This window comes from Herbaspirillum sp. RV1423, assembly GCF_000577615.1.
Taxonomy (GTDB): Bacteria; Pseudomonadota; Gammaproteobacteria; order Burkholderiales; family Burkholderiaceae_D; genus Herbaspirillum.
In genome coordinates this window covers 224,111-242,916 of the sequence record NZ_CBXX010000005.1, presented here as the reverse complement: position 1 = coordinate 242,916, position 18,806 = coordinate 224,111, and the positions used below count along the sequence as shown (strand labels likewise).

16 protein-coding genes and 1 riboswitch are annotated in these 18,806 nt (G+C 64.5%); all 16 genes read right to left on the bottom strand.

All coding sequences use genetic code 11. From position 1 onward, the window contains the following. Window positions 1–3: 3 nt before the first annotated feature. The 16 genes from RV1423_RS07665 to RV1423_RS30350 all read right to left on the bottom strand — a co-directional run bounded on the left by RV1423_RS07665 (window position 4) and on the right by RV1423_RS30350 (window position 18,732). Window positions 4–813 (bottom strand): cobalamin biosynthesis protein, encoded by an 810-nt coding sequence (locus tag RV1423_RS07665; protein WP_034295028.1) that lies wholly within the window; start codon window positions 811–813, stop codon window positions 4–6. Next, window positions 810–1,628 (bottom strand): precorrin-4 C(11)-methyltransferase, encoded by an 819-nt coding sequence (gene cobM, locus RV1423_RS07660; protein ID WP_034295025.1) that lies wholly within the window; start codon window positions 1,626–1,628, stop codon window positions 810–812. Before cobM ends, RV1423_RS07665 begins: the two co-directional genes overlap by 4 nt. After that, window positions 1,625–2,371 (bottom strand): precorrin-2 C(20)-methyltransferase, encoded by a 747-nt coding sequence (cobI, locus tag RV1423_RS07655; protein ID WP_034295023.1) that lies wholly within the window; start codon window positions 2,369–2,371, stop codon window positions 1,625–1,627. The genes cobM and cobI overlap by 4 nt, the downstream gene beginning before the upstream one ends. Beyond that, window positions 2,368–3,564 (bottom strand): cobalt-precorrin-5B (C(1))-methyltransferase CbiD, encoded by a 1,197-nt coding sequence (gene cbiD / locus RV1423_RS07650; protein ID WP_034295021.1) that lies wholly within the window; start codon window positions 3,562–3,564, stop codon window positions 2,368–2,370. The genes cobI and cbiD overlap by 4 nt, the downstream gene beginning before the upstream one ends. Then, the gene (locus RV1423_RS07645) at window positions 3,551–5,176 is read right to left on the bottom strand and encodes a precorrin-8X methylmutase (protein WP_051516550.1); all 1,626 of its coding nucleotides are present in this window, start codon (window positions 5,174–5,176) and stop codon (window positions 3,551–3,553) included. The genes cbiD and RV1423_RS07645 overlap by 14 nt, the downstream gene beginning before the upstream one ends. Then, window positions 5,173–5,892 (bottom strand): cobalt-precorrin-7 (C(5))-methyltransferase, encoded by a 720-nt coding sequence (locus tag RV1423_RS07640; RefSeq protein ID WP_034295018.1) that lies wholly within the window; start codon window positions 5,890–5,892, stop codon window positions 5,173–5,175. The genes RV1423_RS07645 and RV1423_RS07640 overlap by 4 nt, the downstream gene beginning before the upstream one ends. A gap of 21 nt (window positions 5,893–5,913) precedes the next feature. Next, entirely contained in the window at window positions 5,914–7,863 is a 1,950-nt protein-coding gene (locus RV1423_RS07635) for a putative cobaltochelatase (RefSeq protein ID WP_034295016.1), read from the bottom strand. A gap of 1 nt (window position 7,864) precedes the next feature. Then, window positions 7,865–11,953: a cobaltochelatase subunit CobN gene (locus tag RV1423_RS07630; protein ID WP_034295014.1), complete on the bottom strand. Its 4,089-nt coding sequence runs from the start codon at window positions 11,951–11,953 to the stop codon at window positions 7,865–7,867. Further along, window positions 11,946–12,284 carry a ferredoxin gene (locus RV1423_RS07625; RefSeq protein ID WP_197034897.1) on the bottom strand — a complete coding sequence of 113 codons (339 nt, stop codon included), beginning with the start codon at window positions 12,282–12,284 and terminating at the stop codon, window positions 11,946–11,948. Before RV1423_RS07625 ends, RV1423_RS07630 begins: the two co-directional genes overlap by 8 nt. Window positions 12,285–12,356: 72 nt before the next feature. After that, window positions 12,357–13,088, bottom strand: coding sequence for a CbtA family protein (locus RV1423_RS07620; RefSeq protein ID WP_197034896.1), 732 nt, complete (start codon window positions 13,086–13,088; stop codon window positions 12,357–12,359). 21 nt (window positions 13,089–13,109) lie between these two features. Continuing rightward, window positions 13,110–13,319, bottom strand: coding sequence for a CbtB domain-containing protein (locus RV1423_RS07615; RefSeq protein ID WP_034295011.1), 210 nt, complete (start codon window positions 13,317–13,319; stop codon window positions 13,110–13,112). A gap of 141 nt (window positions 13,320–13,460) precedes the next feature. Then, a riboswitch (cobalamin riboswitch) is annotated at window positions 13,461–13,700 on the bottom strand. 82 nt (window positions 13,701–13,782) lie between these two features. Further along, window positions 13,783–14,238, bottom strand: a complete 456-nt coding sequence (locus RV1423_RS07610) for a hypothetical protein (protein ID WP_034295007.1) — start codon at window positions 14,236–14,238, stop codon at window positions 13,783–13,785. Between the two features lie 491 nt (window positions 14,239–14,729). Further along, the gene (locus RV1423_RS07605) at window positions 14,730–16,382 is read right to left on the bottom strand and encodes a methyl-accepting chemotaxis protein (RefSeq protein ID WP_051516549.1); all 1,653 of its coding nucleotides are present in this window, start codon (window positions 16,380–16,382) and stop codon (window positions 14,730–14,732) included. Window positions 16,383–16,584: 202 nt separating this feature from the next. Then, complete coding sequence (locus RV1423_RS07600) at window positions 16,585–17,940, bottom strand: sodium:proton antiporter (RefSeq protein ID WP_231502086.1); 1,356 nt, start codon at window positions 17,938–17,940, stop codon at window positions 16,585–16,587. Between the two features lie 57 nt (window positions 17,941–17,997). Continuing rightward, window positions 17,998–18,444, bottom strand: a complete 447-nt coding sequence (locus RV1423_RS07595; protein ID WP_231502084.1) for a hypothetical protein — start codon at window positions 18,442–18,444, stop codon at window positions 17,998–18,000. 111 nt (window positions 18,445–18,555) lie between these two features. Next, the gene (locus RV1423_RS30350) at window positions 18,556–18,732 is read right to left on the bottom strand and encodes a hypothetical protein (RefSeq protein WP_034295000.1); all 177 of its coding nucleotides are present in this window, start codon (window positions 18,730–18,732) and stop codon (window positions 18,556–18,558) included. Window positions 18,733–18,806 lie beyond the last annotated feature (74 nt).

Here is an 18,806-nt window from a genome sequence, read left to right as displayed (position 1 = left end):
TTTTCATTGTTCGCCCGCCCGCATATCCTTGTCAGGCAGGCCGATATCTTCCACCACCGCCACCGTCACGCCTTCGAGCGCCGTCTTCGGCAAGGCCAGTACGCCGCGCGAACTGGCGATCAGGGCGCAGGGTTCGCACACGCCATCGACGCCGACATTCTTTTGCACCCATTCCGATGGCGCCGTGACCCAGCCGCGCGCCGCGACATCGGACGCCGCGATCACCCGCAGTGGCAATTCGTTGGTGGCGCAAAAGGTCAGCAAGCCGGGTTCTTCCGCCTTCAGATCGATGGTCGCCACTTCGCGCACATCGCCGATCTGCCGCCCCAACAAGGCCAGCGCATGCGTCACGGCGGCGGCGATTTTTTCCGCCGGCGTGTTCTTGCGGCAACCGATGCCGAGCACCAGCGGCTTCAACGCCTCGGTCGCGGTCGTCACCACCGGCACCGCGCCGACGACATTGGCGACGCGATACGCCAGCCGGTTGCCGCCGCCTTCATGACCGCCCAACAACGACACCGCAAAGCGCCCGGCCTCATCGAGCAGCACCACCGCCGGATCGGTCTGCTTGTCCTGCGGCAAACCTTCGAGGAAGCGCACCGCCACGCCGCTGGCCGCCAGCATGACCCATTGGCCCTGATGGCGGTAAGAGGCGCGGAATTGCTGCTTCTGCGGAATGCCGGCATTAAGCCAGGGCCGGTACAGCGTACCGCCCAGTTGTCCTTGCAAACGCGCCGCCAAGGCCTCGCACTCGGACCGCACCAGCCAGATGCCAAGGTTGTTTGCCTGCGTGTTTTGCACTGGATTGCTCATGATCGGACCTCATGTACGGTAGCGGAAATTTCCGCGGGCTCTGGCTTGTCTTTGTTCTTCTTCACCACGCGGAACAGATGCGTGAAATCCTTGGAATACAAACTCGACTCGACCTGCGCGCCCTTGTCCAGCGCCGCGCCCACCAACATCATCGTGGTCAGGTTCCAGGCGCCGCGCCTGGTCTCTTCGAGCACAGTGGCCAGCGTGCCCTGGTAGACGCGCTGATCGGGCCAGGTGGCGCGATAGACCAGCGTGACCGGCGTGCTGTCGGGATAATGCAGGCGCAGGTCGGCGACGATCTTCTTCAGGTGTGGCCCCGACAGGAAGATGCACATGGTCGCTTGATGTGCCGCCAGGCGCGCAATCGATTCCAGCTCCGGCACCGCCGAGGCGCGGCCGGAAACACGCGTCAGGATCACGGTCTGCGACACTTCCGGCTTGGTCAGTTCGGCCGTGACCGCCGAGGCGGCGGCGGTGAACGACGATACGCCGGGCACCACTTCATAGGCGATCCCGAGCGCGTCGAGGCGACGCATCTGCTCGGCCGTCGCGCCGTAAATCGCCGGATCGCCCGAATGCAGGCGCACGACGTCGATATCTTGCGCTTGGGCGCGTTCGTAGCAAGCCTGCTGCTGTTCCAGGTCGAGTTGCGCGGTGTCGATCATCTCGGCGTCGTGGCGGCAGTGCCGGAGCATCTCCGTCGGCACCAGCGAACCGGCATACAACACCATCCGCACGTCGCCGAGCAGCCTGGCGCCGCGCAGCGTGATCAGGTCGGGAGCGCCGGGACCGGCGCCTACGAAATATACCTTCATGTCCGATGCCTCTTTTCCAATGCGGTCTTGCGAATCAGCATGGTGGCCAGGTAGCCGCTCACGGCATGGTCCCGCTCGCCTGCTTCGAGTTCGCTTAAATCGTTCGCCAATACTTCGCCATCCAATCCGATGCGCCGGGCGAAGGCGCAATGTCCGGCGATGCCCATTTCCTTGAGCAAGGCCAGCACCCACGGCAGGCGCGCGCCGATCTTCATCAGCACCACGATGTCGTGGGTCTCGATCTCGCGCTGCAAGCCGGCCGGATCGTCCGGGCACGGCAGGATCAACGTGCGCTCCTTGCCCACGCCCAGCGGCCAGTCCAGCGCGGCTGCCGCCGAGGCATAGCTGGTGATGCCGGGAAAAGTCCGGTGCGGAAACTCCGGCAACAAATCGCGCAGCGCCGCCAGCACATAACCGTAAGTCGAATACGTCAGCGTGTCGCCGATGGTCAGGTAAGCGACGCTGCGTCCGGCCTGCAATTCGGCGGCGATGCCTTGCGCCAGTTGCGCGTAATGTTCGCGCAGGACGTTGCGGTCGGGGTCCATGTTGAACTCGATTTCGCGCAGGCGGTCGGTCGCGATGGCGACACCTTCGAGACATTGCAGCGCGACCGAAGTATCGGCGCTCCTGGCGCGCGGCACGTAAATCAGGTCGGCCTGCTGCAAAGCCTGCATGGCCGCCAGCGGCAGATAGCCCGCCGGGCCGGGACCGACGCCGATGCCCCAGAATATGCCCGGCTTCATACCCGACCTCCCAGCAGGTTGCCGTCGAGGTCGAACAAACGCACCTCGACGCGCCTGACCGAAGGCACGCGCGCCTGCGCCAGCGCGGCGATGCGCGCTTCGATGGCGCGCCATAGCGCGGCGACGGCAGCGGCCGCGCCCGGTTCGTTCCTGAGATGTTCGATTGCTGCCTCCACGGTGTTTGCACTTTCTATCCCGGCGATCAGCGCGCCGGAGAATCCCAGTTCGGTCGCCAGTTCCGCCGCCACGCGGGCCACGCCGCCCATCGCCATATTGCTCTTGCCGGAATGCGTATCCCATACGCCGTCCAGCACCTTGGCCAGCTTGCCGGGATGTCCTGCCAGCCATAACACCTCCAGTTCGCCGCCCTGCTCGGCCAACGCCGCTTGCGTGAAGTCGAGCGCGTCGCCGAGGAAATTGGCGATCTGCACCGAGCGTGCTTCCGGCAAGCCCAATTCATCGCGCGCGAAAGTCCGACCGATCTTGCCGGGCAAATAGGCCACGCTGGCGGCAATGCCGTTTGGCCGACTCTCATCGGCCAGGGCGACGCGGATATACACCTCGATCGACGCAATCCACGACGCCAGCGACATCGGCTCGACGATGCCCGAGGTGCCCAGAATCGAAATGCCGCCGACAATCCCGAGGCGCGGATTGAAGGTCTTCCGCGCGATCTGTTGGCCGTCTTCGCAACCGATGGCGAGATCGAAACCGGTTTCGCCCTGCATATGCAATTCTTCCAGCACCTCCGCCACCGCCAGCCGCATCATCCGGCGCGGCACCGGGTTGATCGCCGGTTCGCCGACCGCCACGCGCAAGCCCGGCCGGGTCGCGGTACCGACGCCGGACGCCGCCAGGAAGCGGATCTCTCCGGCATCGTTGCGCGCCACCTCGGCGAAAATCGTCGCGCCATGCGTGTTGTCGGGATCGTCGCCGCCGTCCTTCAATACTTCCGCGCGCACGCGCTTGTCGTCGCCCGCATCGAGCCACTGCACGTCCTGTATCGGCACCACCAAGTAATGCCTGCCGTCCGGCAGGCTCACTTCGGCCTTGTCGATCCTTGCCCCGCGCAACAGCATGGTCAATGCCGCCTTCACGGCAGCGGTGGCGCAACTGCCGGTCGTCCGGCCGCGCCGCAGGCCGTTCGGGGCCGGCACGGCGAGGTCGAATTCGGCGCGTTCAAGTTCGTGCATTTTCTTGCGCTGCTTCCTGTTCCGCCTGCGGCCTTGCGATCACCTGCGCGATGGCGTCGATCATCAGCGCATTGACCACCGTCGCCGCCCACGGCGAACCGCCGCGCGTGCCGCTGTTGGTGATGCGCGGCACTTGCAGGCAGCGGCGCAGGTCGTCCTTGCTTTCGCGCGTACCGACAAAACCGACCGGCAGGCCGATCACCAGTTGCGGCCGCCAGCCGTGCTCGCGGATCAGGCGCGTGGTTTCGGCAATCGCGGTCGGCGCATCGCCGATGGCGAGGATGATGTCGTTGCCGAATTTTTCCCATGCGCGGCGCACGCCTGCCGCCGAACGCGTGATGCCTTGCGCCTGCGCCAGCAGGTGCGTCTCGCGGTCGTGCACGCCGCACCAGGTTTCGATGCCGAGCTGTTCGACCAGCGCGCGCTTCAATCCGGTTTGCACCATCGTCACGTCGGTCACCACGCGTTTGCAGCGCAGGATGGCGCGGATGCCGGCGTCGATCGCACCGGCTGAAAAATAGATATCGTCGACCGCGTTGAAGTCGCCGCTGGTGTGCACCAGCCGTTGCAGCGCGGTCAGGTGCGCCGGCGGAAACATCGACCAGTCGCGACCGGCGGCGATGATGTCAAAACTTTCCTTCTCGATCGGATGCGGCACATACGAGGGAAAATCCGCTGTCAACCCGACGGCGGGAGCTTCGCGATTCAGCAAGCCGCGCACCTGCAAATGATGCGCGCGCTGCGGCTCGCCGATCTGTTCTTCAAAACCGATGATCTGCACGCGATATTTGCACAGCGAGCAATTCATCGCGGCGCGGCCTTCGACCGCTTCGCGCGCGCGTTCTAGCATGACGTCGGCGACATTCGGATGCACGCCGAGATAGCCCGCCTTCAACACTTCCAGCCCCGGCTCGCGCTGCTGCAAATCGTCGGCGGCGGCATAGATGCGCTTGACCAATACGCCGTCGAACAGAAAGAACGGCAGCACGACGATGCGCGCAAAACCGAGCAAGGCGGCGGCGCGCAGGCCGTCGGCGACGAGCGGTCTGGCGGTGCCTGAATAGCAAACGTAGACGCCGCCGAAGCCCATGCCTTCTTCCAGCATGCGCGCGAGTTTCGACACGTCGCCGTTGGCGTCGGGGTCCGTCGTGCCGCGTCCGACCAGCACCAGGCAGGTGTCGTCGCGGCGGATGGTTTGCGGGGATTGCGCTTCGGCGGCAAGGATGCGTTCCTGCGCCAGTTGCAGCAGTTGCGGATGCAGGTTCATGGCCGCGCCGAAATGGAAATCGACGTCGGGATGCCTGCGCGCCAGTTCCAGCACTTCGGCCGGCATGTCGTTCTTGGCGTGGCGCGCGGCGAGCAAGACGCCCGGCACCACGGCGACCTGCTTGCTGCCGGCGGCCAGATTGGCGTCGACCGCTTCGCCGATGGTCGGACTGGAGAATTCGAGATAGCCGTGCGTCACCACGCGACCGGGCGCACGGGCGCGCACGATCTCGACCAGCGCTTCGAATTCGCGCACGGCATCGGCGTCGCGGCTGCCGTGACCGGCGATCACGATGCCGTAGCTTGCCGGATCGTCAACAGTCGTTGCGTAAGGCACTGCGCTCATGCGGCCTCCGCAGATTGTGCCGGCGGCGGCTCGATCTGGCTGTCCATGGGCGTATGGGTGCGAATCAGCATGATGCTCATGTCGGTGAACTCCTTGTCCACGCAGTCGGCCAGTGAGCCATGCCACTCGGCGTCGCCACGCGTGAGGTTTTCCCAGACTTCGGTCGGATGGTCGGGCCGCACGCCGTTTTCCAGCAGGTAGGCCGCGATATGGCGCGGCATGAAGGAGCGCGCCGCATCCCAGGGACACGGTATCACAATCGCATTGCGGCCGTCATTGAGCACATGCACAAGATGGCGCTTGAACGGCGTCAGGTCGCCGCGGCGATGGAAGGTGATGAAGGTGGTTTCATCGAAGCAAACCTTGGCGCGGGAAGCGAGGATTTGCGCCGAGGAAATGCCGGGCAAGGTCTCGACCGGATGGCCGCAGGCGCGCTCCACGCGTTCCAGGTACTGGAAGCCGCTGAAATGGATGTCGCCCATGAACACCACCACGCAGCGCTTGCCGGCATGATGCGCGGCAGCAACCAGATCGAGCTTGGCGACCTGGTCGCGGTAACCCATGAGGATGACTTGCGCCGTCGGCGGGATGATGCTTTGGACGACATTGACGACGGCATCGAAGCCCGCCACCACGTCGGCGTTGCGAATCAGTTCCGCGCCGCGTTGGGTGAGGTAGCCGATGTCGCCGGGACCTGCGCCGATGCAGATGATCATGTGTTATTCCTTCATCAATTTTTATTGGGCCATGCGAGCGCGAATCGTCAGCGCCAGGTTGTCGGCGGTCAATTCTTCCAGCGTCATGCACTCCGCGCCGAGCGCCTGCGCCAGTTGCGCGGCGCGGCCGAGGCGCACGTAACCGGTTTCGGTGTCGAGCACCAGCGCGGGCGTGCCGCGTGCCGCCAATTGTTCGGCCAGCGCCAGCGTCTCGCGCCAGGGATCGCCGCCGTTTTCCAAAGCGACATTGCCCTTGCCGTCGCTGAGGAGAACCAGCAACGGCGGCGCCGTACCGATGGCTTGATCCAGCGTCTGCAAAGCCAGTTGCAGGGCATGCGGCAACGGCGTGCGGCCGCCGGTCGGCAGTTCGCGCAAGCCCTGTTCGGCCAGATCGACGCTGCGCGTCGGCGCCAGCAGCATGGATGCCTTGTCGCCGCGGAAGCCGATCACCGCCACCTGGTCGCGGCGCTGGTAGACATCGGTCAGCAAGGCCAGCACTGCGCCCTTGACCGCTTCCATGCGGCGTTGCGCGGCCATCGAACCGGAGGCGTCGACCACGAACAGGATCAGGTTGGCGTGCTTGCCGGCCTTGACCTTGCCGTGCAGATCGCCCGCCTGCAATTGCACGGCGGCACCCTCTTCCAGGCCTTCGGCGGCGCTGCGCAACACCGCGCTGCGCAATGTTGCGCCGACCGCCAGGCTGGCCGGATTACTGTCCGGCACGGCGCGGATCATGCGGCCGCGCATGGCATTTGCTTCGCCAGAGTCGCTGCGGCGGCCAGCGAGCGTGGCGACCTTATTCACGGGCGCATCGACTTTGAGCTGACGCGCCTCGCCGACGACGGCGGCGGCGAACACCTGCAGGCTGTCGTCGCCGTCCGATTGGTCTTCGCTATCGGATGTGGAATCCGATTGATCCTGGCCATCGTTTCCTTGCGGTTCCTGCGCTTGCCCTGCCTGCTGCATCAGGTCGTCGAGCTTGTCCTGATCCAGCCCCGGCTGCTCGAACGGCTTGCGGCGACGCCGATGCGGCAGCACCAGTTCGGCCGCCGCGCGCACGTCGTCGGGCGTGACGCGTTGACGACCGTCGAGCGCCGCAAATGCGCGCGCGGTCTTGTGCATGACGATGTCGGCGCGCAGGCTGGCGACATCGAATTCGCAGCACAAATGGCTGATCAGATCGAGCAAGGCGTCGCTCAGGACGACTTGCGGCAACAGCGTTTGCGCGGCGGCGATGCGGGCGCGCAAGGCATCCTGTTCAACATGCCATTGCGCGGCGTAAGCGGCCGGATCTGATTCATAGGCCAGGCGGCGGCGCACCACGTCGGCGCGCAGCGTCTTGTCGCGCGGCGCGACGACTTCCACCATGAGGCCGAAACGGTCGAGCAGTTGCGGGCGCAGGTCGCCTTCTTCCAGGTTCATCGTGCCGATCAGCGTGAAGCGCGCCGGATGCGACACCGACAAGCCTTCGCGCTGGACCGAATTGACGCCCATCGCGGCGACGTCGAGCAGCACGTCGACCAGATGGTCGGGCAGCAGGTTGACTTCGTCGATGTAGAGGATGCCGCGATGCGCGGCGGCCAGCAGGCCCGGCTGCAAGGCGTTCGGCTCGCCTTGCAAGGCGCGTTGCAGATCGAGCGTGCCGAGCACGCGGTCTTCGGTGGCACCCAGCGGCAAAGTCACGAACGGAACCGGGGCCGAGATCGTCGCCGCATCGCCGCGGCACACGGCGCAGTGTTCGACAGGCTGGCCCGGCAGGCAATTGAAGGCGCAACCGGCGACGCGCTCGACCGGCGGCAGCACCGCCGTCAGGGCGCGTGCGGCGGTACTCTTGGCCGTGCCTTTGTCGCCGCGGATCAGCACGCCGCCCAACGTGGCGTCGACCGCGCACAACAGCAAGGCGTTCTTCAGTTGCTGCTGGCCGACGATGGCCGTAAAGGGAAACGAAGGCGGCAAGTTGGACAGACTCATATCAGACTCCGCGCGGAGTTTCGCCGCGCGCCTCCAGCAGGGTTTCGCTTTTCAGGTAAAGCCGGCGCAGCTCTTCCAGCGTCTGCGCCTGCGGCTCGGCCCACATGCCGCGGCTGGCGGCTTCCAGCAGGCGTTCGGCGATGGCGTTCTGCGCCCAGGGATTGGCTTCTTCGAGGAAGCGCTGCATGCCGGGATCGAAGGCGTAAGTCTGCGCCAGTTGTTCGTACATCCAGTCGTCCATCACTTGCGCGGTGGCGTCGTAGCCGAACAGATAATCGACCGTCGCGGTCAATTCCAGGCCGCCCTTGTAGCCGTGGCGCTGGATGCTGTCCAGCCACTTCGGATTGACCACGCGCGAGCGGAACACGCGCAACGTCTCCTGCTTGAGGTCACGCACCTGCGCGCGCGCCGGGTCGTGGCTGTCGCCGAAATAATGGCGCGGCTGCCGGCCGGTCAGGGCGCGGATGGTGGCGATCATGCCGCCGTGGTATTGCAGGTAATCGTCGCTGTCGAAGATGTCGTGCTCGCGGTTGTCCTGATTGTGCAAGGCCACCTGCACGCCCGACAGGCGCGTGCGGAAGGCTTCGCGCTGGTCGCTGCCTTGCGTCTTTCGCGCATAGGCGTAGCCGCCCCAGTTGATGTAGGCTTCGGCGAAATCGGCATCGGCCTGCCAGTTTTTTTCCTGGATCAGCGGCAGGATGCCGGCGCCGTAGCTGCCGGGCTTGGCCCCGAAGATGCGATAGGCGGCGCGCTCCTCAGCCTCCTCCTTGCCGAGGCCCTTGCCGATCCACTCGCCCAGTTCCTGCAGGTAATGCTTGCGTACGTAGTTCTGATCGAGCGGCTCGTCCAGCGCGATGACGGCATTGACGGCGTCGTCGATCAGCTCGATCAATTGCGGGAAGGCGTCGCGGAAGAAGCCACTGATGCGCGTGGTGACATCGATGCGCGGCCGTTGCAACTCCTGCAACGGCACCACTTCGATGCCGGACACCTGGCGATTGCCGGAGCGCCATAGCGGACACACGCCGAGCAGGCACAGTATCTGCGCCACGTCGTCGCCGTGCGTGCGCATGGCGCTGGTGCCCCAGATGCTGATGGCGACGCTTTCGGGATAGTCGCCGGTTTCGCGCACATGCCTTTCCAGCACTTCGCGCGCCAGTTGCTGGCCGACGCGCCAGGCCGATTGCGACGGCACGCTGCGCGGATCGATCGAATAGAAATTGCGTCCGGTCGGCAGGATATGCGCCATGCCGCGCGTGGGCGAACCGCTCGGACCGGCCGGCACGTAGCCGCCCGACAAGCCCAGCAACAGATTGCCGATCTCGTCGCCGGCGCGATGCAGGTTGGGCAACAACTGGCGACAGGTGAAATCGAGGATGCGGCGCAAGGCGGCGAATTTGTCCGCGGCCGGTTGCGGCGCTTTCGCAATCGATTGCACCGCGACTGAAGGTTTGCTGCGCGCCTGCATTTTCATCTGGCCGAGCATGCTGCCGGGCTGGCGCACGGTGGCGGTTTGCAGGCGCGGCTTGTCGATGCTGAGGTCGCCGAACATGGATTGCAGGATGCCGTCGATGGCGTCTGCCCGGTAACCGTTGTCCTGCAGCGTCTGCATCAGGCGCACGCACAAAGCGTCAATGGCTTCGATGGCGTCGGCGCGCGTGACCACGGCGCGCCCGGCGATGCGCGCCAGCGCGCTGTCGGCGTTGAGACGCTGGCCTTTGTTTTCCAGCAGCATGTCGAGCTTGAACCCGAACAGGCGCGCCATTTCCTCCGGCAGGCCGGGGATATCCTGGTTCGGCAGACGCGTCAGCGACACCAGCATGTCGGGCATCTGTGCCGCATCGGGCGCGCGGCCGAGGATGTGCAAACCGTCGCGGATCTGCGCTGCGCCGAGTTCGCACAGGTAGCCGTCGAGGTCTTCGATCAGGTGGGCGACGTCGGAGCCGCCCATGGCGCTCAAGGCTTCCGGCAGTTCGCCCTCGTGGCCGTGGTCGTGCGGGTGATCATGCGGGTGATCGTGTCCGTGATGGTGATGACCGTGCTCATGACCGTGGTCATGGTCGTGATGCAGCAGCTTCATCTGCAAGTCGCTGTCGAGATTGGTCTGCTTGACCAGTTCCCATATCTGCTGCTGCAACAACGGCAGCTTGGACGGGTCCAGCACTTCGACCTGGTAATACTCGTCGACCAGTTGCGTCAGTTGCGCCAGCGCGCCGTAGCTGTCGGCGGTGGTCATCGGCGGCGTCAGGTGATCGACCACGACGGCATGGCCGCGCCGCTTGGCTTGCGAGCCTTCGCCGGGGTCGTTGATGATGAAGGGGTAGAACAGCGGCATGTCGCCCAGCAGCGCGTCGGGAAAGCAATTTTCCGACAGGCCGACGCCCTTGCCGGGCAACCATTCCAGCGTGCCGTGCTTGCCGACGTGGACGATGGCGTCCGCGCCCCACTCGTCGCTGAGCCAGCGGTACAGGCCGTAGTAATGATGCGTCGGCGGCAGGTCGGGCTGGTGATAGATGGCATCCGGGTCCATGCCGTAGCCGCGTGGCGGCTGCAAGGCGACGAAGGCATTGCCGAGTTCGACGCCGGCAAACGCCAGTTGGTTGTCGTGGACGTAGGCTTCGCCGGGCGCCGCGCCCCATTGCGCTTCCATTTTTTGTTGCAGCGCTTGCGGCAGCTCGGCGAACCATTGCGCGTAGCGCTGCGCCGGCACGTGGTCGACGGCGTGCTGCAATTGCTCGCTGGTGAGATAGGTATTGTCGTAGGAGCAACGGTCGACCAGCGTGTGGATCAGCGCGCTGCCGCTCTCGGGCAAGTCGCCGATGGCGTAGCCGGCGTCGCGCATGGCCTCGAGGATGCGCATCAGCGAGGCCGGCGCATCGAGGCCGACGGCGTTGCCGATCTGCGCAGCCTTGCTGTTGGAATTGGTGAAGATGAAGGCGATGCGCTTGTCGGCGTTGTCGAGCGCGCGCAGGCGAGCGAAGCGCGCGGCCAGGCCGGCGATGCGTTCGACGCGGTCGGCCACCGGCCGGAATTCCACCACATCGCCCGACACGCCCGCCGCCTGCGCCTTGAACGACAGCGGCACGCTGATGATGCGGCCGTCGAATTCGGGCAGGACCACGTTCATGGCTGCATCGAGCGGGTTCATGCCGCGCGTGGAGACTTCCCATTGTTCCTGGGTCATGCCGCTGGTCATGGCTTGCAATACCGGAACATTGAGTTTTTCCAGCACCGAAACCGACCAGCCTGCCGGCGTCGGTCCGCCCGGCGTGATCTCGCCCATGGCGAAGGACGTGGTGTTGATCAGCACGTCAACGTGGGTGCCCTGCTCGCCTGAGAAATAACTGAGCGCCGCCGGCAGATCGGAATCCGCCGCCGAGGTGCGCAGCGACGCCGTGAAGATCGGCAGCACGTCCATGCCGCGTTGTTCCAGCGCCGTGATCAGGGCGTCGATGAAGCGCGTGTTGCCGCTCATCCAATGCGCGCGATAGAAGATGATGCCGGCCGCGGGCTTGCGGCGACCGGTGACATCCATGCGCAGCCGCAACCAGTCCGCAATGCCCGCGTCCTGTTCCAGATCGGGATGATAGATGCCGTGGTCGGGCAAAGCCACTGCAGGCTCGTAAGCGAAACCGGTCAGCAGCAAACGGTCCGACACAAAGCGTAAGAATTGCGCCAGGTTGACGCTGCCGCCGCCGTGGAAATACGCCAGCGCCTCGCGCAGCACATCGGTCGGTACCGTCGATACCGCCGCCAGTTCGGCGTCCGGCTCTCCGGCGCCGCTGAGCGCAATCAGATGGCGTCCCCGGTGCTGTGCGTGACGCAACAACCCGGCAAAACCGGCGATGCTGCCGAGACGGCCGAGGATGCGCAGCACGATGATGTCGGCATCGGCCAGTTCGGCCTGCAGCAACTCGCTCATGCGCGCTTCGCTTTCCACGCCCTGCAGATTGATGCCGACCGTCGCCGGAAAATCCGCCGGCAATTGCGTCAGTGCATGGTGCAGGATGGCGAGATCGGTGGACGCATGCGTCAGCACGGCGATGCGCGCAGGTGCGGCAGTCGTCGTTTGCGCTGCGCGCTCAGACATTGTCCGGCTCCTCGGGATGGACGTCGCCGCTGCCGAGACGGTGGAAAATCAGGTCGGCGACTTCCCGCCCGCCTTCGAGATGCTCGACCACCACGCGCTCGACCGCGGCGGCGTCTTCGCAGCGGTACCAGACGCCTTCGGGATACACCACCACGACCGGCGCCTGCGCCTTGCACGCCACCATGCAGTGGGTGCGCGTGCGCTTGACGCGCAATTCGGGACGCGCGTCGATCTGCTCGCCGAGCACGGCGAACATGGCTTCGGCCAGTACGCCGTCTTCCGTGCAACGCGGGCCGGTGCACATCAGCACGTGCCGGTGATGGGTTCTCATAGGCTTTCTTTGGCTAAAATGCCGATCCGGCCACCACGGGCCGGATCGGCATCTGGGATTTCCTTGCCCGATTCAGGCGAATTTCTTGTAGAAGTAACCGGTCAGTCCGCCCAGCGTCAGCCAGAACACGCCGTTGGCCAGCGCAGTGGCATGGATGAAGGCTTGCGCCAACTCTTCGGGCGCGGCGCCGCCGTGCACGGCCGGATGCGGCGCGCCGATCGCGTGCGGCACGACCAGCAAGGCCAGTCCCAGCAGCTTCAGCGCCCAGTGGCGCGCATACACGCCCAGACCGAGGCCGGCGGCGGTCAGCCCGGCCGTCATGACCCACCACAACTGGCGCGCATGCAGCGGCGCGGCGACCGTGCCGGGCACTTCCGGCGGCAGGCCCAGCGACGGCGCGACGAAGAACACCAGATAACCGGCCACGCCCCACAACAAGCCGGAACGCCATGTCACCTGCCTGCCGCTGATGACGATGGCGGCGGCGAGGAACAGGGCAAAACCGATCGCCATGCTGACGTTGGCCAGCACGGTGTAGGCGCTGCGCTCGAAGCCGTTGGCCGGCTCCCATTCGCCGCCTTCATGCGCATGTTCTTGCTCGTGGGCTGCGGCAGGAACGGCAGGAGCTGCGGCCGCATGCGCCTGCCGGTGCGCCTCGGCGGCGGCCGCTTCTTCATAGACTTCCGCCTGCAGGATGATCCTGGAGACTTGCAACTGCTGCACGCCGCTCAGCAACAGGCCGGCAAGCGCGCCCGCCAACAGGACGACGGAGGCGATCCGCCGCAATACCGCGAGATTGATCATGACGCTATTCCGCTCGATGTCTTAGTGGCAGGGAAAGCCGGCCGAGTGGCGGCCGTCGTGGGCGGCGTTATGCAACTCCACCCTGGAAGCGAAGCCGGCGGCATAGATCAGGGCTGCGCCGAACGCCAGCGCCAGCAGGCCCGGCAGGATGCGGTCGCGCCAGAGTTGCGTGCCGCTGGTGGAATCGATTGCGCTGGTGTCGTGTACGGATGCGCCGGTGAGAAGTGCCATCTGGTTTCCTTCGGATAAGCCATATTCACGCGCTGAAACAGCGCGTGCAACGATCACGGAGGAAAAACAAGGACACAACGCGGGTGCGGGGGAAATGGCAACATTCCGGGAAGCAGTCCGTCGATCGCCCTCCGCGATACAAACAAGTCGTTCGCCGAGGGCCGGTCTCCGGGCTCGCGAAGGGCGATGGTCAAAAGACCGGCGCCGGAATCTGCGCCTTCCCATGTTTTGAAAACACAGTGGCGTGATGCAAATTCCCTGCTTCGCTTACCGTTGCGGGGGCAGCGCCGGAATGGTTTGTCCTGAAGGACGAACGCACCGGCTTCCCGATTAAATCCGGCGAATGGTCATTCGCAGGATACCCAAGGCAATGCTACCCCGGCAGTATAGGTGCCGGACAGGATTCTGGCAACCGGAAACGAGCTGGAGCAAGGCTTCCGGATCGCTCGGTTAAACCCGGGATTTATCGGGAGCTCGGGACTTTTGCGACCTTTTGGGGCAGTTCGGACGTCAGATTGACGGGGTCGCTGGCCGGAAAGGTATCCTCCAGCGCCTCGTCGAGGTCGTGGTCGCGCCTGGTCTGCTTTTCCTGCCTGGCGCTATGTCCTTGCTGCACCAGGTCCTGTTCGTCGACAGCGACGATGTCGTCGTCGGCAACGATGTCTTCGCCGCTTTCATTGTCGCCGGCAACCTGCTCCATCGCCTCCGGCATTTCCCGGAGGCGGACCCGGTCGCCACGTTCAACCGAACCGCGCTCTCCGGTACCGTTGGAGTCGCTGTCGGCTTCGGTGGCGAGATCGGTCATGTCGCTGCCGCTGTCCGAACTGTCGCCCGGGCCGAGCGCGTGATTGTCGTGGCCTTTGTTCAACTGGCGATCCGACGTCGGCAAAACGTCGGGATCAAGAGTGCTGGTTGCCATGTTGCTGTACTCCTCATAGGAATCGGTTTCAGACCATTCCGCTACACCTGTCTATGCCATCTTGACCGGTATTTCGGGAGGCTCGGGGATGCCCGGCTGCTCAGGATTGACAGGCGGGTCTTCGATCGGGTTGTACTCGTCCGGTGGAATATCCCTGGGCGGCGGTGGCGCGGTCGGAGGGATTTCTTGCGGCGTGTGCATGCGTATGGCGCCTCATTCCGGATTTTGATCCGGAACCGGTTCCCGGTCAGGGTTCGGATCGAGCGGCGGCACTTCCACCGGGGGTATGTCTTGGGGTCTATGCATGATGTCCTTTCTGCAGGATGACGTGCGCGTAACCGACGACGGCGCAGCAACGACGACGCCGGCTGGCGACTACTCAGGCTACTCTCTCAGGCCGGAGCTGCGTATAGGACAAACACTATTTCTGGCGTCAGCGACTCTGACGCCGCCGTCGACGAGTCCCGACACGGCGCAAGAGTTGCATCGGATCAAGCCGGAACGATGGAAATCATCGGCGTTTCGCGCTGCGGCAGCCCCGCCTTCCCTGTCGGCGGCAATGACCGGATGTCGTGCAGGTCCGCGAGCCCGTCATGCTGTTCGCCGACGCGGAACGCACTGACCGCGCTCCATAATTTGCGCGCCTGTTCCTGCATGTCGGCGGTGGCCGTAGCAGCTTGCGCCACCAGCATGGCGTTGGTGCGCGTGACGGCATCGATTTCGGCAATCGACTGATTGAGGTCGGCGATGCCGTGGTTTTGCGCATCGCTGGCGGCGGCGATTTCATCCATGATGCCGACCACATGTTCGACCGAGCCGACGATTTCGCGCATGGTCTGCCCGGCGTCGTCCACCTGGCGACTGCCGGCATCGATGCGCTCGACCGAGTCGCCGATCAGGACCTTGATTTCCTTGGCCGCGGCAGCGCTGCGCATGGCCAACTGGCGCACTTCGGTCGCCACTACCGCAAAACCGCGCCCCAACTCGCCGGCCCGCGCCGCTTCCACGGCGGCATTGAGCGCCAGGATATTGGTCTGGAAGGCGATGCCGTCGATCACGGCGATGATGTCGACCACCTTGCGCGAACTGTCCTTGATGGCACTCATGGTGCCAACCACCGACGACACGATTTCGCCGCCGCGCGAGGCGACGCCGGCGGCAGACTGGGCCAGCCGGTTGGCTTCGCCGATCTGCCGCGCATTGCGGCCGACGATATCGGTCAGTTCCGCCATGGCGCCGGCGGTCTGCTGCAAGGAACCGGCCTGGGCTTCGGTGCGCGCCGCGAGGTCGGTGTTGCCGGCGGCATTCTGCTGCGACACGCGGAAGATGCTTTGGGTGCCGTTGCGCACTTCGCTGACGGTTTGCAGCAGGCTTTGATTCATGCTGCCCAGCGCCGCCAGCAACTGACCCGTTTCATCCTTGCCGCCGCCGGCGATATGCGCCGTCAGGTCGCCCGCGGCAACGCGGCTGGCAAGGCTGACGGCCTCATTGAGCGGCCGTGTGATGCTGCGATTGAGACGCGATGCCACCAGGGCCGCCAGCAGCATCGCGACGGCGCAAATCGCGATCGTCGCCAGCGTGGTCTGCCGGCTGCTCGCGGCGAAATCGTCAAGGTCGCTCTGGATCTGGCTTTGCTCCAGCTTGACTAGTTTGTCGATGGCTTCGAGCCACTGGCTCTGCAAGGGAGCGACTTCGGTGTTGAGCAGCTTGGTCGCCTGCCCGGCGTTGAAGCCGGCGGCGAACTCCTCGGCTTGCCTGATGAACGGCTCGCTGCGACGGTCGTAGCCTTCCATCTCATTGACAATGGCCTGCTCTTCGACGCTGACGCCGGCCTTGAGCAAGGCCGCCTGATTGACGCGGTAGTTCTTGCGTTCGCTGCCGATGCGCGCCATTTCCTTTTGCATGGCGTTGAGGTCGGTCAGCGTGCCGACGTTGCGCGCGGCCTGCCCCTGGCGGAACAGGCTCTGGCGCATCAGCGCTGCGATTTCGGATTTGCCGTTGGTATGACTGAGGGCCGCCGCCAGTCGTTGCTGGGCGCGATGCGCGGACAAGCCCGCCAAGGCCGTGACGGCCGCCATCAATACCAGGATGACGCCGAAGCAAAGCGACAGGCGATGGCCGATCCTAAGACTGGAAAATTTCATGCGGTCTCCTGTTCCGTGCATGGCCAAGATTGAGTCGAGCACAATCTTTGAGGCTTTATTTTATGTAGTTTTACTATATTTTTTGATTATTCTGGCACAGCACGGGCCATATTTCCAGCCATTTCACGGATAACTCTTTATTTTTATTGACGAAGCAGTCATCAACAAAGTAAAAAATGTCGATGTAGTAAATGTAGTTTTATTACTTTTCCTGGCGCAGACGCCTCTCCGATTGCATGCGTTTGCGCCAATAGATATGCATCAACGGCGCCGAAGAAATGCCGTGCGCGACGATCGACAGCGCCAGCACGGTCAATACGTCCCGCGCCACGCGCGCATTGAGTTTGTTGTGCCAGAACTGCAAGGCGAAGCAAAGGTAATACAGCGAACCGACGCCGCGGATGCCGAACCAGGCAATCAGCCAGCGGTGCGAGCTTTCGATGCCTGACCCGGCCAGCCCCAGCGCCACGGCAATCGGCCGGACCACGAAGAACAGCAACCCGGCCAGCAGCACACCCTCGCCCGACAAACCTGATTCGGACAGCAGAATCCCCATCAGCAAGACCATGAAAAACTCGGCGAAATGTTCCAGTTGCTGGTTGAAGCCGAGCACGGTCTCGGTCAGATACGCCGGCGCCTGCTCGGGATGTACCGCCGCCGCGGTCTTGCCGCTGCCTTGCGCGGCAGCGATCAGCTCGCCGGCGGGCTTGTTGCCGCTGTTGGCGGATTCCACCTGGCGCATCGCCAGGCCGGCGGCGAATACCGACAGGAAGCCAATGCCATGCACCAGTTCCGCCACGCCATACGACAGCATGATGATGCCGATCGCCATGAACTCTTCCATGCCGAGCGCCAGGCCGAAGCGCTGGCGCGCGAACAGCACTGTGCGCGACATGGCCCAGCCGCACAGCGCGCCGCAGCCGATGCCGGCGGCGACACCCCAAGCGACAAACAAGCCGAAATGATCCACCTGGGCGATCTCATCGGTCACGCCGAGCAGGATCAGCGCCAGGATCACGAAGGGATAGGCGCTGCCGTCGTTGAGCCCGCCCTCGCCGCTCAGGCTGAAACGCAGTTGGTCGGGGTCGTCCACATTCTGAATCTGCACGTCGGAGGCCAGCACCGGATCGGTCGGTGCGAGAATGGCGCTGAGCAGCATGGCGACGGCGAACGGCAATCCAAAGAGGACGCTGATGCACAGCGCCAGCAGCGGCACGGTAATCAGCATGGACACCACGCCCAACCGCAGCGGCAACCGCCACAGCTTGCTGCCTTCGCCGCGAAACGCCACGCGCAGCTTGAGCCCGACCGTGAACAACGACAACAGCAAAGCCACGCGCGTGACAACCGTCAGGACCTCGGCATGGGCTTGCAGATCGATACGGATCAGGCCGCTGCCGGAAGGCCCGAGCAGCCAGCCGATCGGCAGGTACAGCATGGCGGCGTTGAACGGCAGGCGTTCCAGCACGGACTCGAGGAACACCATGAACATCAGCAGGATGCCGGCGACCAGAAAGTAGACGGTGGGGATGTCGATATGCGCTCTCCGGCGATGCAATGCAAAACGGCAGTTGACATGCGTCGATGTCAACTGCCGGGAGGATGATGCGAAGGCTCAGTGCTGTTCGGATGCGCTTCCGTCTGTCTTGCGCGGCGCCAATCCGTCGTCGGCGCTGGAACCCGGATCTTCGGTGCCGTCGGGCTCCGGCTCTGCCTCGCGTTGCCCGATAGCGGGCGCCTTCATGGGCACTTCCGATTTGACGACGGCAACACAACGCAGCAACTCTGCCGAAGCCGCCGGCAATTCGTCAGCATGCCCGGTGACGTCGCGCGCCGTCTGCCCAGAACCGGCTTCAATAAAGTTGTCGTCGCGCGCATCCGATTCGTCGCCCGTCAGGTCGCCGCCGGCCTGCTGGTCGGTGAAGCGCGGACTGCCCTGGTGCAGCGGTCGCCCCAGCGGATCGAGGTGTGGCGACTGCCGCTGGCCGGAAGATGAAGCTTGTTCTTGATTTTGCGGCGCGACCTCGGATTTCACCGGCTGTTTGTCTGTTGCAGTGGCCATGCTGTTCTCCTTGCCTGCGCTGGTTGACGGGGCCGATACACGATGCCTGCTCTGCGCTTCAGCCGTCGCGTGCAAAATCATGCTGTCGGCAAACATGGCGAAACGAGTGCCCTAATGTTTGCGTCCGGAGCCGCTCTTGCGGACGCCGCCGGAAATCTTGTTTTCCGTCGCCCAAGTGCGCCGCTCGGCTTCCTTGTGATTGACGCCGTGCTTTTCATAGCTTTCTTCGATATGCGCGGCCTGACGTTTTTGCTTGCCGGTGTAAGAAGATTTGTCGCCCCTGGGCATGATGGACTCCTGTCTGAAAAAATAAGAGGCAAGGTCATCGTAGGCAAGACGGGACGGCCTGCCAACAGGACAGG

Bases quoted from the DNA above. Each gene is read 5' to 3' on its own strand.
- RV1423_RS07665 (WP_034295028.1), bottom strand. From the start codon at position 813: ATGAGCAATCCAGTGCAAAACACGCAGGCAAACAACCTTGGCATCTGG.
- cobM (WP_034295025.1), bottom strand. From the start codon at position 1,628: ATGAAGGTATATTTCGTAGGCGCCGGTCCCGGCGCTCCCGACCTGATC.
- cobI (WP_034295023.1), bottom strand. From the start codon at position 2,371: ATGAAGCCGGGCATATTCTGGGGCATCGGCGTCGGTCCCGGCCCGGCG.
- cbiD (WP_034295021.1), bottom strand. From the start codon at position 3,564: ATGCACGAACTTGAACGCGCCGAATTCGACCTCGCCGTGCCGGCCCCG.
- RV1423_RS07645 (WP_051516550.1), bottom strand. From the start codon at position 5,176: ATGAGCGCAGTGCCTTACGCAACGACTGTTGACGATCCGGCAAGCTAC.
- RV1423_RS07640 (WP_034295018.1), bottom strand. From the start codon at position 5,892: ATGATCATCTGCATCGGCGCAGGTCCCGGCGACATCGGCTACCTCACC.
- RV1423_RS07635 (WP_034295016.1), bottom strand. From the start codon at position 7,863: ATGAGTCTGTCCAACTTGCCGCCTTCGTTTCCCTTTACGGCCATCGTC.
- RV1423_RS07630 (WP_034295014.1), bottom strand. From the start codon at position 11,953: ATGTCTGAGCGCGCAGCGCAAACGACGACTGCCGCACCTGCGCGCATC.
- RV1423_RS07625 (WP_197034897.1), bottom strand. From the start codon at position 12,284: ATGAGAACCCATCACCGGCACGTGCTGATGTGCACCGGCCCGCGTTGC.
- RV1423_RS07620 (WP_197034896.1), bottom strand. From the start codon at position 13,088: ATGATCAATCTCGCGGTATTGCGGCGGATCGCCTCCGTCGTCCTGTTG.
- RV1423_RS07615 (WP_034295011.1), bottom strand. From the start codon at position 13,319: ATGGCACTTCTCACCGGCGCATCCGTACACGACACCAGCGCAATCGAT.
- RV1423_RS07610 (WP_034295007.1), bottom strand. From the start codon at position 14,238: ATGGCAACCAGCACTCTTGATCCCGACGTTTTGCCGACGTCGGATCGC.
- RV1423_RS07605 (WP_051516549.1), bottom strand. From the start codon at position 16,382: ATGAAATTTTCCAGTCTTAGGATCGGCCATCGCCTGTCGCTTTGCTTC.
- RV1423_RS07595 (WP_231502084.1), bottom strand. From the start codon at position 18,444: ATGGCCACTGCAACAGACAAACAGCCGGTGAAATCCGAGGTCGCGCCG.
- RV1423_RS30350 (WP_034295000.1), bottom strand. From the start codon at position 18,732: ATGCCCAGGGGCGACAAATCTTCTTACACCGGCAAGCAAAAACGTCAG.